General features: G+C 71.6%; 15 protein-coding genes. All 15 read right to left on the bottom strand.

Translation table 11 applies throughout. The features are described 5' to 3' along the window. Positions 1–2 precede the first annotated feature (2 nt). The 15 genes from ABZ459_RS38125 to ABZ459_RS38055 are packed head-to-tail and all read right to left on the bottom strand — an operon-like array spanning position 3 to position 15014. Complete coding sequence (locus ABZ459_RS38125) at positions 3–1310, bottom strand: NDP-sugar synthase (protein WP_357981173.1); 1308 nt, start codon at positions 1308–1310, stop codon at positions 3–5. Beyond that, entirely contained in the window at positions 1307–2479 is a 1173-nt protein-coding gene (locus ABZ459_RS38120; protein WP_357981170.1) for a PP2C family protein-serine/threonine phosphatase, read from the bottom strand. Before ABZ459_RS38120 ends, ABZ459_RS38125 begins: the two co-directional genes overlap by 4 nt. A 9-nt stretch (positions 2480–2488) precedes the next feature. After that, the gene (locus tag ABZ459_RS38115; protein WP_357981167.1) at positions 2489–2920 is read right to left on the bottom strand and encodes an ATP-binding protein; all 432 of its coding nucleotides are present in this window, start codon (positions 2918–2920) and stop codon (positions 2489–2491) included. Then, positions 2904–3224 (bottom strand): anti-sigma factor antagonist, encoded by a 321-nt coding sequence (locus tag ABZ459_RS38110; RefSeq protein ID WP_352329001.1) that lies wholly within the window; start codon positions 3222–3224, stop codon positions 2904–2906. The genes ABZ459_RS38115 and ABZ459_RS38110 overlap by 17 nt, the downstream gene beginning before the upstream one ends. Positions 3225–3244: 20 nt before the next feature. After that, a complete protein-coding gene (gene glgX, locus ABZ459_RS38105) occupies positions 3245–5377 on the bottom strand; it encodes a glycogen debranching protein GlgX (RefSeq protein ID WP_357981164.1) in 2133 nt (710 codons plus the stop codon). Beyond that, positions 5374–5733: an anti-sigma factor antagonist gene (locus ABZ459_RS38100; protein WP_357981161.1), complete on the bottom strand. Its 360-nt coding sequence runs from the start codon at positions 5731–5733 to the stop codon at positions 5374–5376. The genes glgX and ABZ459_RS38100 overlap by 4 nt, the downstream gene beginning before the upstream one ends. An 11-nt stretch (positions 5734–5744) precedes the next feature. Continuing rightward, positions 5745–7547, bottom strand: coding sequence for an AGE family epimerase/isomerase (locus tag ABZ459_RS38095; RefSeq protein ID WP_357981158.1), 1803 nt, complete (start codon positions 7545–7547; stop codon positions 5745–5747). Between the two features lie 8 nt (positions 7548–7555). Then, positions 7556–8155, bottom strand: a complete 600-nt coding sequence (locus ABZ459_RS38090; RefSeq protein ID WP_357981155.1) for a DJ-1/PfpI family protein — start codon at positions 8153–8155, stop codon at positions 7556–7558. Next, positions 8152–9792, bottom strand: coding sequence for a thiamine pyrophosphate-binding protein (locus ABZ459_RS38085; RefSeq protein ID WP_357981152.1), 1641 nt, complete (start codon positions 9790–9792; stop codon positions 8152–8154). Before ABZ459_RS38085 ends, ABZ459_RS38090 begins: the two co-directional genes overlap by 4 nt. Before the next feature lie 9 nt (positions 9793–9801). After that, positions 9802–10629 carry a type 1 glutamine amidotransferase domain-containing protein gene (locus ABZ459_RS38080; protein ID WP_357981149.1) on the bottom strand — a complete coding sequence of 276 codons (828 nt, stop codon included), beginning with the start codon at positions 10627–10629 and terminating at the stop codon, positions 9802–9804. Continuing rightward, complete coding sequence (locus ABZ459_RS38075; protein ID WP_357981146.1) at positions 10626–11327, bottom strand: EthD domain-containing protein; 702 nt, start codon at positions 11325–11327, stop codon at positions 10626–10628. Before ABZ459_RS38075 ends, ABZ459_RS38080 begins: the two co-directional genes overlap by 4 nt. Further along, positions 11324–12931 carry a GMC family oxidoreductase N-terminal domain-containing protein gene (locus ABZ459_RS38070; protein WP_357981144.1) on the bottom strand — a complete coding sequence of 536 codons (1608 nt, stop codon included), beginning with the start codon at positions 12929–12931 and terminating at the stop codon, positions 11324–11326. The genes ABZ459_RS38075 and ABZ459_RS38070 overlap by 4 nt, the downstream gene beginning before the upstream one ends. A gap of 6 nt (positions 12932–12937) precedes the next feature. After that, positions 12938–14467 (bottom strand): GMC family oxidoreductase N-terminal domain-containing protein, encoded by a 1530-nt coding sequence (locus ABZ459_RS38065; RefSeq protein ID WP_357981141.1) that lies wholly within the window; start codon positions 14465–14467, stop codon positions 12938–12940. Continuing rightward, positions 14464–14772 carry a Nif11-like leader peptide family natural product precursor gene (locus ABZ459_RS38060; protein WP_357981138.1) on the bottom strand — a complete coding sequence of 103 codons (309 nt, stop codon included), beginning with the start codon at positions 14770–14772 and terminating at the stop codon, positions 14464–14466. Before ABZ459_RS38060 ends, ABZ459_RS38065 begins: the two co-directional genes overlap by 4 nt. After that, positions 14769–15014: a hypothetical protein gene (locus tag ABZ459_RS38055; protein ID WP_352363715.1), complete on the bottom strand. Its 246-nt coding sequence runs from the start codon at positions 15012–15014 to the stop codon at positions 14769–14771. Before ABZ459_RS38055 ends, ABZ459_RS38060 begins: the two co-directional genes overlap by 4 nt. Positions 15015–15064: the final 50 nt, after the last annotated feature.

Below are 15064 nucleotides of genomic sequence, written 5' to 3'. Positions count from 1 at the left end.
TGTCACGCGTCCTGCAGGTCGGCGATGGTCTCGAACGAGGTGCCGGCGGCGGCCTCGCAGTGCGCCGGCACGGTCAGCCCCGGGTACACCGTCACCCCGGACAGCCGCACGCCGGCCTGAACCGTCACTCCGTTGCCCAGCGCGCTGTAGCCGCTCAGCACGGTCACGCAGTCCACGAACGACTCCACCGTGACCATCGTCCCCACGTGCGTGTCGGTGAGCCGCGCCCAGGGCCCGATGATCGCGCCGTCCAGGCAGGCCACCCGCTGCAGCCGGCACCCGGTGTGCAGGTCGACGCCGTCGCCGATCGCGGAGTCGGAGACGACCACGCCGGGGCCGATCTCGACGTCCCGGCCGATGTGCACGTTCGGCCCGATCCTGACCAGGCCCGCGCTGATCTTCTCGGCCAGCGTCATGCCCGACGTCGCGTCCCGCTGGCGCAGCGAGGACTCGTGGATGCGCACGTTGCCGGGGTAGGCCCGCAGCATGCCCTTGAGCACGTGCGGGTAGCCGCCGCTCAGCGCGTCGGTCAGCGTGTCGAGATAGTCGCGCAGGTTGCCCAGGTCGCCCAGCTTGGCGATGGGCGCGATGCCGACCCGGTGCCCGGCCTCCACCAGCCACGGGAGCAGGTCGTGCCCCCAGTCGAGCCGGTGGCGGGCCAGCTCGGCCAGCGCCGGCTCCCCGGCCAGCTTCCGCAGCCGCCCGCAGTCGACCAGGTAGAGCCCGGCGTTGACGGGCACCCGGGCCGGGTCGGCGGCCAGGGCGTGCACCTCGGCCAGCGGTGGTTTCTCCACGAAACGCCGGATCTGCCCGGAGGCGTCCGTGACCATCGTTCCGTACTTGCCCGCCACCTCCTCGGCCGGCCGCTCGACCACGGCCACGGTGACCACCGCGTCGCTGTCGCGGTGGCGGCGGACCAGCTCCTCCAGGTCGAACTCGAACAGCGAGTCGGTCGGGAAGACCAGCGCCAGCCCGTCGAGCTCCCAGTAGTCCAGGCTGCTCAGCGTCGCCTCGCCGGAACCGGTGTTGGTCCAGTCCATCCGGGGCCGCGAGTAGCGCACGTGCACGCCCAGCCCCTCGCCGTGCCCGAGCACGTCCTTGGCCTGGTAACGGTTCTCCCGGCCGTTGGCGATCAGGTAGAAGTCGCTGACCCCCTGGTCGCGCAGGGCCATGATCTGCCATTCGATGACCGGCCGTCCGGCGAAGCAGACCGTGGCCTTGCTCCGCAGGTGGCCGGGGGCCTCCAGGGTGAGCGGCCGGGCCCTGAGACCCTGTCCGCCCGCCAATGCGATTCCGGCGATCTCATTCATTGTCCGTACTTCCCCGTGGGTGTCCTACGTAGAGCGATCATGGTGATGTCGTCGAACTGCTCGGCGGACCCGATGTGCGCGCTGATCTCCCGTTCGAGCCTGTCCAGCAGGTCGTCCGCCCCCGTGGCGGGCTGCGAGACGAGGGTCAGCATGAGCTCCTCGCTGAAGAAGCGGCCGGACTCGTCCCTGGCCTCGGGCACGCCGTCGGTGTAGGCGAACAGCAGGTCCCCCTGGTCCAGGTGGGCCCTGCCGACCTCGAAGACGGAGTCGGGCACCAGCCCCAGCGCCGGCCCGGTGGGACGCAGCAGGGTGTGGCCGCCGCCCGCGTGGCGGATGATGGGCGGGTTGTGCCCGCAGTTGATGTAGACCAGCGCGCCGGTGACCGGGTCGAGCACGCCGAAGAACAGCGTGGCGAAGTAGCCCTGGCGCAGGTGGTTGGCGGTCAGGTAGTCGTTGGTCGCGATCACCGCGCGCAGCAGCGGCGTGGTGTCGTCCTGGTCGAGGTCGGCCTCGCCGGTCCCCACGTGCGCGGCCGTGTGCCGCAGCAGGGTCCTGATCAGGGCCATGAACAGGGCGGCGCCGACGCCCTTGTCGCACACGTCGGCCACCACCAGCCCGATCCGCGAACCGCCCAGCAGCTCCAGGGCGTCGTAGAAGTCCCCCGCGACCTCCCTGGCCGGCTGGAACCGGACGGTGAGCTGCCAGCCCGCGCGGGCCGGCAGCGCGTCGGGCAGGAAGCCCGCCTGGATCTCCCGCCCGATCTGCAGCTCGCGCTCGTACTTCAGCAGCGCCTCCTCCTCGGCGCCCGGGAAGCGGCCGAACACCTGGCCCGCCCGCAACCTGCGGTGCAGCAGCTCCGGCACGAAGGGCGGGACGATGTAGTCCAGCCCGGCCAGCACGTGCGGTTCGAGCTGGCGCAGGTCGCCGTCGGTGAACGCGACCACGACGGGCGGCCGCGCGCCGGCCTGGACGACCTGCGTCACCTCACGCACGACCTCCACGTCGAGGCTCGCGTTCACCAGCAGCAGACCGGTGGGCGGAGGCGCCTCGGCCAGCAGTTGCTCGGGGGTGCGCCTGGCCACGGGAGCGCCGTCGGCGGCCAGCAGCAGGCACAGCTCTTCCGCTGCTGGTGATGGGCCACTGACGACGAGGGTCACCTCCGCATCCATCGGTACCTCCTAGACGCGGTTCATGATGATGGTCGTCTGGTTACGACCCGAGCTGTACTCGTAGCGGACCTGGTCGGCGACCGTACGGGCCAGGTAGACGCCCAGCCCGCCCGGCCGGCGCTCGCCCAGCGGCCGTTCCAGGTCGGGAACGGCCTCGTAGGCGGTCGGGTCGAACGGCGGCGCCGAGTCGGTCAGGCGCAGCCAGACCCGGCCCGGCTCCACCCCGCCGGTCAGCTCCAGCTCGCCCGGCCGGTCGCGGTGGCCGTGGGTGATGATGTTGACGATGAGCTCCTCGGCGGCCAGCCGCAGCCAGTGGGCGCGCGTGCGGGTCAGCCCGCCGAGCGCGCTCAGCGTCTGCACGTAGGCCATCAGCTCGTCCAGCGACTCGGGCTCGGCGGGGAGCCTGAGCCGCTCCATCGACTGCCTACTCGGGGATCGCATCGCTGAAGTCCACGCTGTGGTGGAAGCCGACCAGCCGGATGGTCTGCTCGATGGCGTCGTTGGCGCCGACCAGCACGATGCGCACGTCGTCGGCCAGCTTCTGCCGGGCGAACACCAGCCCGCGCAGCCCCGCCGAGGACATGTAGCTGAGCTGCGACATCTCCAGCACCAGCAGCTCGGCCGCGGCCTCGGCCGCGCGCTCCACCTCCCTCCTGAAGGTCTCGGCGGTCAGGGCGTCCAGCTCGCCCTCCAGGGTGATCAGGGCGGTGCTGCCGTCGTGGGTCAGGATCGCGTTGAACGACATGGGATCTCCTTCACGGAATTTCAGGGATGGGCGCGGCCGACCAGCGCGACCGCGGCCCGCGGGCCGACGACGATCCGCCGCTGGTCGGCCAGCGGCGGCTCCTGGCCCGGCGGGTGGACGTCGCCGGGGGCGGCGGCCGCGGTGTCGGCGAACAGGTGCCACACCGCGCCGCCCGGCAGGGCGGGCAGCTCCAGCTCCCGCGCCTGCCAGTGGGTGTTGGCGGCCAGGTACAGGTGCTCCTCGCCACCGCCGGCCGCCGGGCCGCTGCGCAGCATCGCCACCAGCGTGCTGTCCGGCGACCAGTCGGGCTCGCCGGCCCGCTCGCCGTGCCAGGACACCTGCGGCAGCCCGCCGGCGCCCTCGTCGCCGCACGGGTGGCGGCGGTCGCGCACCATCGGGTGCGCGGCGCGGAAGGCGACGCACTCGCGCACGAACCGCAGCAGGTCGCCGTTGCGCTCGGTCAGGCCCCAGTCGAACCACGACAGCGGGCCGTCGTGGCAGTAGGCGTTGTTGTTGCCCTGCTGGCTGCGGCCGACCTCGTCGCCGGCCAGGATCATCGGGATGCCCTGGCTGAGCAGGAGCAGCAGCATCGCGTTCCTGGCCTGCCGCCCGCGCAGCGCCAGCACCTCGGCGTCCTGCGTCGGGCCCTCGGCGCCGCAGTTCCAGCTCTGGTTGTCGTCGTTGCCGTCGCGGTTGTCCTCGCCGTTGGCCTCGTTGTGCTTGCCGTTGTAGGCGAACAGGTCCGCCAGCGTGAACCCGTCGTGGCAGGTGACGAAGTTGACCGAGGCGAGCGTGCCGCGGGAGGCGTACAGGTCGGGCGAGCCGACCAGCCGGGTGGCCAGCTCGCCGGCCGAGCCGGGGTCGGCCTTGAGGAAGCGGCGCAGCGCGTCGCGGTAGCGGCCGTTCCACTCCGACCAGCGCTGGTACCCGGGGAAGGAGCCCACCTGGTACAGGCCGCCCGCGTCCCACGCCTCGGCGATCAGCAGGCAGTCGCGCAGCAGCGGGTCGTGGGCCAGCGTCTCGATCAGCGGCGGGTTCGCCAGCGGCGCGCCGTCCTGGCCGCGGTCCAGGATCGCGGCCAGGTCGAAGCGGAAGCCGTCGATGTGGTACTCGCCGGCCCAGTAGCGCAGGCAGTCGAGCACGTAGTCGCGCACCACCGGGTGGTTGCAGTTGAAGGTGTTCCCGGTGCCGCTGAAGTTGTAGTAGTAACCCTCCGGCGTGAGCATGTAGTAGGTGCCGTTGTCCAGGCCGCGGAAGTGGATCGTCGGGCCGTTCTCGTTGCCCTCGGCCGTGTGGTTGAAGACCACGTCCAGCACCACCGCGATCCCGGCCCGGTGCAGCTCCTTGACCAGGTTCTTGAACTCGTCGGACTGCATGCCGTACCGGCCGGTGGCCGCGTAGCCGGCCTTGGGCGCGAAGAAGCCCAGCGTCGAGTAGCCCCAGTAGTTGTACAGGCGCTCGCCGGTGACCGGGTTGACCCGGCTCATGTCGAACTCGTCGAACTCGAAGACCGGCATCAGCTCCACGCAGTTCACGCCGAGCGCCTTCAGGTAGGGGATCTTCTCGATCAGCCCCGCGTACGTGCCCGGCGCCGACACCCCCGAGGACGGGTCCGCCGTGAAGCCGCGCACGTGCAGCTCGTAGACGACCAGGTCCTCCGGCGCGACGCGCAGCGGCCGGTCCTCCTCCCAGTCGAAGTCGTCGGAGACCAGCACCGACCGGTAGGGGTAGGGGTCGTCCCAGTCCACCTCGGCGCCCCACACGTCCCGGCCCGACATGACCCTGGCGTACGGGTCGGCCAGGATCCTGGCCGGGTCGAACCGGTCGCCGGGGGCCGGCGTCTCCGGGCCGGTGACGCGGTAGCCGTACTCGACGCCCTCGTGGTCGAGGCCGAACACGGTCATGGCCCACACGCCGCCGATCCGGTACTCGCCGGGGAAGGGCAGCTCGGCGAACGGTTCCCGCTCGCCGCGCCGGAACAGCACCAGCGACACCGCGCTCGCGCCGCTGGAGTAGACCGAGAAGTTCACCCCGCCGGGCACCAGCGTGGCGCCGAACGGCATCGGATGGCCCGCCCGCACCCCGAACCCGGCCAGCTCGGCCGTCGGGAAGGAGTCGATCCGGCCCGGCACGCCCTGCGTCTCGACGCTCATGTGGCCTCCTCCCGCGGCTCGGCGGCCCGGACGATCTCCAGCGCGTCCGCCACGCAGTCGGCGACGACGAAGAAGCGCAGGAACCCGGTCGCCGCCATCACCCCGCGCAGCTCGGCCGACAGGCCCACCAGGGCGATGAAGCTGTCCACGGTCCGCGCCTGCCGGTAGACCAGCAGCATCGTGCGCAGGCCCGCGCTGGACAGGTAGCTGACGCCGGTCAGGTCGAGCAGCACCGGGCGGCTGTCCGGCAGCAGCGACAGGATGCGCTCCTGCGCGGCCGGGGCCGACCTGCTGTCGAGCTGGCCGGTGAGCCCGATCACGGTGACCGGGCCGATCGTGTCCGTCGTGATCTCCATGGCCGGCACGCTCACTCCTGCACCGGGGTCAGGGTCACCTTGACGCGCAGCGCCTCGGCCGAGACCGGCAGCTCCACGGTCATCGCCACCGGGTCCAGCACCTCGTACGGCTTGCCGTCCACCTCGGCCTCGGTGAGCAGCACCCGCCCGGCCGGCAGCAGGTCGGGCGCGACGCGCAGGATGCGCTCGGCGTCCGGGCCCGGCTTGAAGTGCAGGGTGAGCGGCTGCCGCGTGACCAGCAGCCGCGTGTAGACGGTCGCCAGGAAGCACAGCTCGGAGGAGTGGTACATGCTCATCGAGTGGCTGCCCTTGAACCGCTCGGTCCCGAGCAGGTACGGCAGGCCGTTGGCCAGCACGTTGAAGTAGACCGCGCCCTCGTCGTGGTCGAGGAAGAAGGCGTTGTAGAAGCCCGCCGCCTGGCGCGCCTGCTCCAGGTGGTCGTCACCGCCCAGCTCGCCGGCGACGATCAGGTACGCCAGGATCGCCTGCTCCTGCTGCCACCACGCCTTGCGGTCGTGCCAGGCGAAGCGGTGCCACTGCTGGCCCTCGGCCCGGTGCCGCTCGACGACGTCGTACCAGCCGCCGCGCTGCTGGTCGCTGCCGACCGCCGGCATGGTGCGGGCCAGGTGCTCGGCCAGGTCCCGGTAGGCGTCCTTGGGGCGGGCGCCGTGCATGCGCATGAGGTTCCAGGCGATCTTCAGGTTGTGCCCGACGACCGCGCGGTCCTGCTGCCAGCCGTGCGTCAGGTCGTGACTCCAGTCGTCGTGGAAACGCTCGTTGACGAACGGGCTCGACGGCTCGGGGAAGTGCTCGACGATCGTGTCGAAGGTGCGCTCCAGCATCTCCAGGTGGCGCTCGTCGCCGGTGGCCAGGTAGTAGTTGATCAGGTAGGCCGGGGCGTGGTCGCCGATGGAGTTCCAGTTCTTGCGCGACTGGTTCGGCCCGAGCGACTCGTGGTGCGGGCTGAGCAGGATCGGGTCGACGTGCGAGTAGTAGCCGCCGCGCCGGTGGTCGCGGAAGAACTTCTCGAACAGCCGCAGCGTGGCGTCGACGTCGGAGGCGATGCGCTTGTCGCCGGTGACCCGGTACGTCTGCGTCGGGCCGGCCAGGGCGTAGATCTGCTCGTACATCGGGATGGCGTCGTAGTCGTCGCCGAACTCCGAGGTGAACAGCTTCTTCTCGTGCTCGCCGTCCACCTTGATGCCGTGGTACCAGTACACGACGTCGTTCTCGGGGTCCACGAAGCGCATGTGCTCGCGCAGGTAGCGGGTGCCGCGCTCGGCGACCTCCAGGTAGGCGTCGTCGCCGGTCAGCATGTACGCCGAGGCCATGCCGTACACCAGCCGCGAGATCGTGTCGGTCTCCTGCACGTGGCTGGCGGTCTTGTCGCCGCCCAGGCGCAGGATCGTCCGGTAGTCGCGGAAGTCGACCGGCCCCTGCCCGAACTGGGCGCGGCGGTAGAACGCGGCGATCTCGTCGAGCTGGTTGATCCACCAGTCGGGCTGCTCGAACCGGTACTCGCCGGCCCCGCGGCCCAGGAAGATCAGCCGCTTGGCCGAGAAGACCGGCTCCTCGCCCTCGGGGTAGAAGATCCCGTAGACGAACAGGTGGCGGCCCGGCGTCAGCATGTCGCGCACGTGGTCGCCCGCGTCCACGTACGGCTCGCCCAGGTTGCGCAGCAGCTCGGCCGAGACCTCGCCGTCCAGGCGCACCTCGACCGTACGGCCGTCGATGGTCGCCAGCCGGAAGGAGCCGGAGCCGGCGTCGAACCGTTCGACCCGCCCGGCCACGGTGTCCATGAAGGTGAAGTTCATCGTTGCTCCTACAGCGTCTCGGCGAGCTGGCCGATGATGGTGTGGGCGAACAGATGGCAGTGGTACACGCTGCGCCCGGTGATCAGGTTGCCGTCGATGACCACGTCCTGGTCCACGTACTCGGCGCCCATGTTGCGCACGTCGCCCACGAGGTTGTTGTGCGCGACGACCTTGCGCCCGCGCATCGTCTCGGGGGCGGCGGCCATCAGCCACAGGCCGTGGCAGATCACGCCCGTGATGATCGACGGCTCCTCCAGCGCGCGCCGCACGAACGCGGTGGCCGGCGCCAGCCGGTTGACGTCGTCGGTGTAGCGCAGCCGGTCCGAGACGATCCCCGAGGGCACGATCACCGCGGCGTAGGAGCGCAGCTCACGGTCGCTGATGCCCTCGAACCCGCGGTCCACGGTGAACGGCACCCGCCACTCGTGGCCGGTGAAGGTGATCGACGACTGCCCCCACAGGCGGGTCATGAAGTGCACCTCGGCGCCGGCCTCGGCGAAGCGCCGCTCGTAGTAGAAGATCTCCGGCTCGACGTAGTCGCTCTCCATCAGGACGGCGATCTTGCGGCCGTTCAGCGCCGCGCCGGCCCGTGGCTCGATGCCGCTCACAATGGCCTCCCCGGTTCGGTGACGAGGTCGATGAGGAAGGGGCCGTCGTGGCCGAGCAGCCGCTCGACGGCCTCCTCGATCTGGTCGGCCTTCTCCACCCGCAGCCCGTCCACGCCGCAGCCCCTGGCCAGGTCGGTGAACTGGAGATCGGGATAGGAGAGGTCGAAGGAGCGAGGAAAGCGGTGACCGGGGATGCCCCGGCCGCGCCAGTACTCCTCGATGTTGTTGTCCAGCAGCCGGTAGCTGTGGTTGTTGCAGATCACGAACTTGGCGGCGATGTCGTACCGGACGGCGGTGGCCAGCGCCTGGAAGGTGTACATGCTGCCGCCGTCGCCGGTGAAGCCGATCACCGTGCGGTCCGGATGGGCGAGCTTGGCGCCGATAGCCCCCGGGATGCCCACGCCGAGCGAGCCGCCGCGGGTCAGGAACCAGCTCCCCGGCCCGCGCGGCGGGAAGTAGGAGCCGATCACGCCGGAGGCGGTCAGCCCCTCGTCGAAGACGATCACGTCCTCGGGGGCCCGCGCCGCCAGCTCGCGCATGAACGTGTTGAGTATCGAGTCCTCGGCTGGCGCCGGGCGCGGCGCGGCCGTCCGCCGGGCCAGCCGCGCCGCCGCCGCCTGCTGGTCGGCCCGGCTCAGCGTGCCCTCCAGCTCCGCCGACAGCGCCGCCAGCGTGAGCCGGGGGTCGGCCACCAGGCCCAGCGTGACCGGGTGGTTCTTGGCGATCTCGTACGAGTCCAGGTCGATGTGCACGATCCGCGCGTCCTTGCCGAACGGGCTGCTCAGCGAGGGGAACACCTCGGGGAACAGGTACGTGCCCACCACCAGCACGGCGTCGGCGTCCTTGACGGCGTCCGCGCTTACCTGGCCGAACATGTGGCCGAGCTGGCCGCGGAAGAGCGGGTGCCGGCCGTCCATGTTCGCCTCGGAGAACTCCACGCCCCACACGTCCGCGCCGAGCTGCTCGGCCACCCGGGTCAGCTCCGCCTGCGCGCCGGAGACCGACACGCCGTCGCCGGCCAGGATGATCGGGGACCGGGCGCCGGACAGCAGCTCGGCGGCCCGGCGGACCAGCTCGGGGGCGGGCAGCGCGGCCGAGTGCGGCACCACCGACGGCTGGACCGGCTCGTGGTTGGGCTGGTCCAGCACGTCGAGCGGGAGCGCCACGAACACCGGGCCGCGCGGCGGCGTCATCGCCAGCTTCACCGCCCGGCGCAGCACCCGCAGCACCGAGCCCGGGTCGATCACGCGCATGGCGTGCTTGGTGACGGGCCGGGCCATGGCCACGAGATCGGCGGCCATCTGGGCGTCCATCGCGTCGTAGCCGACCCCGGCCTCACCGGCGACGACCACCAGCGGGGAGTGCCCCCGCTTGGCCTGGTACAGCATGCCGATCGCGTTGCCCAGCCCCACACCGCTGTGGAGCTGCAGGAGCGCGGGACCGCCCGTGGCGCGGGCGTAGCCGTCGGCGATGCCGGCCGCCACCGTCTCCTGCAGGGTGAGGATGTAGTGGAAGTCCTCGAAGCCCTCCAGCGCGTCGAGGAAGCCCTGCTCGACCGTCCCCGGGTTGCCGAACATGTACGTGATGCCGTCGCTGAGGAACTGCTCGATGATCGCGGTGTTGCCGTCCCTGGCCATGGCCCGCCATCACCAGCCGAAGCGGCGCAGGCCGCCCTCGAGCACTTCGACGATCTTCTGCCCGGTCAGGAACGAGTCGGGCGTGGACCGTCCGGTGACGAACGGGAAGTCCACGATGACCGAGGTCTCCCTGCCGAAGTTGCCGATGTAGCGACCCTCCGGCCCGGTGGCGTCCCGCAGGATGTACTCCAGCGGGTACGGCGGCGGCCCCATGTTGAAGTCGGGCACGCCGAGGAACCCGGTGCCGTCCTTGTAGTCGTACTCCTTGCAGTGGCCGGTGACGCGCTTGCCCCAGATGATGCTCTTGCGGTCCTCCCAGTCGCGGGCGAAGGCCAGGCAGGCCACGCCGTAGCACTCGGCCGCCACCGGCTTGCCCGCCCGCACGAACGCGAGCACGATCTCGTGCACCCGCTCGTTGTTGGCCAGGTCCACGATCGGCCCGCTGCCGCCCACGATCAGCACCGCGTCGTAGGGCACCAGCTCGGCCTCCAGCTTGGCCACCGCCCGGTGGTAGGACTCCAGCCGGCGCAGGTAGTCGGGGCTGCTGGTGTAGGGGCGCTCGGGGGCCCAGGCCGACAGGTTGAGCGGGTTGGCCAGGCGGCCCGACTCGTCCAGGTCGCGGGTCAGCTTGGCCACCTCGGGCGTGGTGACCGAGCGGCCGAGCGGCGGGTCGACGTAGTCGGGGTCCATGCTGGGCGGCAGGGCGTGCGGCTGCTTGCCGGTCGGCGTGGCGAACACGACGTCGTAGCCGCGCTCGTCGAAGGCCGACAGCGGGCCGACGAGCTCCTCCCCCCAGTAGCCGAACTCCGAGAGGATCACGAGTACACGCTTGGTCATGCCGACTCCCCAGGGATGATCCAGTTTTCCTTGCAGGTCATGGAGAACACGTGGGCCGGGTCGGCGATCGCCTCCAGCTCCGGCTTGACCCGGCGGGCGTGGTGGGCCGAGGCCAGCGCGGCGCGCAGCGCGTCCACGTCGTCGAACCAGAGCTGGTCCACGGCGTCGAAGCCGGCCTCGCCGAAGGTGTACGCGCCGTCCACGGTGTGGCAGTGCAGGTGCCTGCGCAGGCCCGGCAGCCCGGCCACCGCGGCGGCGTAGGACTCCAGGGACTGCTTGCGGTAGGTGTCCAGCGGCATGCCGGGCCGCCGCTTGATCAGCGTGGTGACCTTCACCCAGCTCTCCGGCCGCGGCTTGGGGCCGGGCACCAGCTCGTGGGCGACGGTGTCGACCACGATCGTCGACCAGAACGCCGCCCAGTTGGGCTCGTCCAGCCGGGCGCCCTGGAGGAACTCCTCGCTCTGCAGCGAGGCGAGCTGCTCCTCGGCGTTGGCCAGCCAGATCTCGGCGATGCCCTGGTGCGGCAGCGCCGGCCGGCCCACGTCGCCGTCGAAGGGGATGCGGGTGTCGACCAGGTACTGCCTGATCTGCTTGATCTTGCTGGCGAACTTCACCGCGTGCACGTTGACCCAGTAGTCCTGGAACTGCTGGGCGGTGAAGCCGGGCTTGGGGGCGCCGAAGATGAACTGGTGGATCATCGCGTGGCCTCCTGTCGGGCCGGGAGGAAGTCCGCCGCGACGAACTCGGCCGCGCGCTCGCCGATCATCACGGTGGTGGTGTGGGGGTTGGCCGAGACGATCGTCGGCATGATCGAGGCGTCGGCGACGCGCAGCCCCTCGACGCCGCGCACCCGCAGCCGGGTGTCCACCACGGCGAGGCTGTCGGAGCCCATCTTGCAGGAGCCGGCGAAGTGGTAGTACGAGCCGACGTTCTCCATCACCCAGGCGCTGAGCTGCTCCCGGGTCCGCACGTCCGGGCCGGGGGCGACCTCCGTCAGCCCCCAGTCGCGCCGGAAGGCCGAGCTGGCGTAGATGTCGCGGGCGATCTGCACCATCGTCACCGTGCGCTCCAGGTCCGAGCGCTCGGCGAAGTAGTTCGCGCTGACCCGCGGGTAGGCCGTCGGGTCGGTGCCGGCCAGCCGTACGCTGCCCCGTGACAGCGGGCGGACCAGCCCCGGCAGGGTGAGCACGATCTTCGGGTCGACCAGCTCGCGCACCGGCGTGAGCGGCTGCCCGGTCTCCACCCGCTTGATGACGTTGGCGAAGAACTGGTCGCCGAACGGCGCCCGGTGCACCAGGCAGATCTCCATGTCGGGCACCGGCAGCCCCGGCTCCGACCCCCAGAACAGGCCGACCTCGGTCACCTGCCCGCGCGGGTCGGGCGCGGCCTCCTCCATGTACCCGATCGGGCCGATGACCAGCGGGTGGTCGTGGAAGTTGGCGCCCACGCCGGGCAGGTCGGCGACCACCGGGATGCCGAGCGCGGCCAGCGCCCCGGCCTCGCCGATGCCGGACAGCTGCAGCAGCTTGGGCGACTGGATCGCGCCCGCGCTGACGATCACCTCGTGCGCGGCCCTGACGGTCCGCAGCTCGCCGTCCTTGAGGTACTCCACGCCCACGCAGCGCTCGCCCTCGAACAGCAGCCGGGTGGCCAGCGCGCCCACCTCGACGCTCAGCCGCTCCAGCGCCGGCTCCAGGTAGGAGGCGCGCACCCCGCAGCGGGTGCCCTTGTCGACGTCGATGTCGACGTGGTGCCAGCTCACGCCGAAGCTGTCGGCGTTGAAGTCCTCGACCTGCGGGTAACCCAGCTCCACGCAGGCGTCGACGAACGTCTGGGAGACCGGGTTGCCCATGTCCCGGGCGTTGACGATCTTGATGGGGCCGTCGTGGCCCGCCGTGGGGTTGGTCGCGTCCCGCTGGCCCTCCAGTCGCTGGAAGTAGGGCAGGACGTCGGCGAAGGACCAGCCGGGGCAGCCGTCGTAGGCCCAGGCGTCGAAGTCCGCCGGACGGCCGCGCGTGTGGATCATGTGGTAGACGTTCGAGGTCCCGCCCAGGCCGCGGCCCGCCGCCGAGTAGACCTGGCGCCCGCCGAGCCCCGGCTGCGGCTCGCTCATGTACGCCCAGTCCAGCTCGGTCAGCAGCACCTCGTTCCACCGGCTCGGGTCCTCGACCGCGTCCGTGATCTTCGTGTCGCCCGCCTCCAGGACCAGCACGCTGGCCCCGGGCAGCTCGCTCAGCCGGGCGGCGATGACCGACCCGGCCGTGCCGCCGCCGACGACGACGAAGTCGAAGCTCTGTGTCATCTCAGCTCACCTCCGTGCCGATGCGGCGACCAGGTCGGCGGCCTTCTCGGCGATCATGATCGTGGCCGCGTTGGTGTTGCCCCGGGTGATGACCGGCATGACCGAGGCGTCGGCCACGCGCAGCCCGTCCACACCGCGCACCCGCAGGTCGGGCTCGACGACCGCCTCGCCGTCGCGGCCCATCCGGCAGGTGCCGGCCGGGTGCCAGACGGTCGAGGCGCTGGCCCGCACGTACTCGGCCAGGGCGGCCGGGCTGGTCACGCCGGGCCCGGGGGCCAGCTCCCGGCCGCGCAGGGAGTCGAAGGCCGCGTCCGAGACCAGCTCCCTGGCCAGGACGATGGCCTCGGTCAGCAGCCGCAGATCGGCGGCGGCCGCCAGGTAGTTCGGGTCGACGACGGGACGCAGCGGGTCGCCGGGACGCAGCCGCACCTCGCCCCTGCTCTCCGGCTGCAGCAGGATCGGCGCGAAGGTGAACCCCGGGCCGTCCGTCTTGTACCGGTCGTCGATGAACTGCACCGGACCGAAGAAGAACTGCAGGTCCGGCCCGTCGCCGCCCAGGACGTTGGTGAACAGCCCCGCCTCGGCCAGCAGCTCGGGGAAGGGCAGCTCGCGCAGGCTCTCGTAGCCGATGCCGAACAGCACGTGGTCCTGCAGGTTGCGGCCCACGCCCGTCAGGTCGGCGACCACCTCGACGCCGTGCTCGCGCAGGTGCGCGGCCGGGCCGAGGCCCGAGCGCAGCAGCAGCGCCGGCGAGCCCAGCGCGCCGCAGGCCACGATGACCTCCTGCGCCGCCGTGGCCCGGTGCGCGCGCCCGTCCTTGACGTACTCCACGCCGGTGGCCCGGCCGCCCTCGACGGTGAGGCGGGTGGCCACGGCGCCGGTCTCCAGCGTGAGGCCGGGCTCGCCGAGCACCGGCGTCAGGAACGCCTCCGACGTGCTGGAGCGGCGGCCGTCCTTGTCGCGGGTGGACTGGTAGAAGAAGGCCAGGCCCTCCTGCCGGGGGCCGTTGTAGTCGCCCGTGCCGTCGGCGCGGCCGCGGGCGATCGCCGCCCGGACGAAGGCGCGCGAGGCGTCCGACGGCGAGCCGTAGTCGACGACCTTCAGCGGGCCGCCGCCGCCCCGGTACTCCGGCGAGCCGCCCGGGTAGTCCTCCGAGCGCCTGAAGTAGGGCAGCACCTCGTCGTAGGACCAGCCGTCGTTGCCCAGCGCGGCCCAGCCGTCGAAGTCGCGGCGGTTGCCCCGCACGTACATCATGGCGTTGACCGAGCTGCCGCCGCCCGTCACGCGGCCCTGCGGGATGGGCACGACCCGGCCGCCCAGCTCCCGCTGCGGGGTGCTCGCGTAGTCCCAGACGAACTCCGGCGAGCCCCACATCGACGTCATCGACGGGACGTCGGTCCGGTGCACGCACTCGGCGTCGTCCGGGCCGCCGGCCTCCAGCAGCAGCACCCGGCAGCCCAGCGCGTCCAGCAGCCGCCTGGCCAGGACGCACCCGGCGCTGCCCGCGCCCACCACGATGTAGTCGTAGGCGCTCACGACGGCTCCAGCAGCCGGGCCCGCTCCAGCGCGGGCAGCAGGTCGCCGACCAGGAACTCCAGGTAGTGCTGGCCCCACATCGTCCGCCAGAGCGGGAAGGTGGCGTCGAAGGCGTCGCCGCGCAGGTCGGCCAGACGCTCCTCCAGCTCCCACACCACGCCGTTGAAGTCGGCCTCGGAGAACGGCAGCCCGTGCTCGGCCGCGGCGGCGATGACCTCCGCCTTGCTCTTGGCCTTCAGCGACTCCAGCACGTCGGCACGCGAGCCCGCCAGGCGCAGGAACGCGATCAGGTTCGTCCCGCTCATGCGACCGGCCGCCTCTCGTCGGCCGCGAACCCGCGCAGCTCCTGCTCGCCGAACCTGGCCACCACGTGATCGAGCAGGTAGTCCAGGTAACGCCTGCCCCACATGTGCCGCCAGAGCGTGCTGCCGCCGTCGACGGACTCGCCGTCCTTGGCGACGATGACCTCGATCTCCAGGGCACCGACCACCGACACCAGCTCCTCGGCGGTGAACCGGAAGCCCTCGTCGGAGGCGTGGAACAACAATTGACTGAGATTTCTCGCGCTATACTCAGCGCGTCTTTGCGGATTCTCCC

Origin of the sequence: Nonomuraea sp. NPDC005692 (assembly GCF_040631115.1) — a bacterium.
Classification (GTDB): domain Bacteria; phylum Actinomycetota; class Actinomycetes; order Streptosporangiales; family Streptosporangiaceae; genus Nonomuraea.
The sequence above is the reverse complement of the archived record's forward strand: the minus strand, read 5'-3'. Positions and strand labels throughout refer to the sequence as shown.

Coding starts and splice junctions, on each gene's coding strand:
- ABZ459_RS38125 (WP_357981173.1), bottom strand. CDS start 1,310: ATGAATGAGATCGCCGGAATCGCATTGGCGGGCGGACAGGGTCTCAGG.
- ABZ459_RS38120 (WP_357981170.1), bottom strand. CDS start 2,479: ATGGATGCGGAGGTGACCCTCGTCGTCAGTGGCCCATCACCAGCAGCG.
- ABZ459_RS38115 (WP_357981167.1), bottom strand. CDS start 2,920: ATGCGATCCCCGAGTAGGCAGTCGATGGAGCGGCTCAGGCTCCCCGCC.
- ABZ459_RS38110 (WP_352329001.1), bottom strand. CDS start 3,224: ATGTCGTTCAACGCGATCCTGACCCACGACGGCAGCACCGCCCTGATC.
- glgX (WP_357981164.1), bottom strand. CDS start 5,377: ATGAGCGTCGAGACGCAGGGCGTGCCGGGCCGGATCGACTCCTTCCCG.
- ABZ459_RS38100 (WP_357981161.1), bottom strand. CDS start 5,733: ATGGAGATCACGACGGACACGATCGGCCCGGTCACCGTGATCGGGCTC.
- ABZ459_RS38095 (WP_357981158.1), bottom strand. CDS start 7,547: ATGAACTTCACCTTCATGGACACCGTGGCCGGGCGGGTCGAACGGTTC.
- ABZ459_RS38085 (WP_357981152.1), bottom strand. CDS start 9,792: ATGGCCAGGGACGGCAACACCGCGATCATCGAGCAGTTCCTCAGCGAC.
- ABZ459_RS38080 (WP_357981149.1), bottom strand. CDS start 10,629: ATGACCAAGCGTGTACTCGTGATCCTCTCGGAGTTCGGCTACTGGGGG.
- ABZ459_RS38075 (WP_357981146.1), bottom strand. CDS start 11,327: ATGATCCACCAGTTCATCTTCGGCGCCCCCAAGCCCGGCTTCACCGCC.
- ABZ459_RS38070 (WP_357981144.1), bottom strand. CDS start 12,931: ATGACACAGAGCTTCGACTTCGTCGTCGTCGGCGGCGGCACGGCCGGG.
- ABZ459_RS38060 (WP_357981138.1), bottom strand. CDS start 14,772: ATGAGCGGGACGAACCTGATCGCGTTCCTGCGCCTGGCGGGCTCGCGT.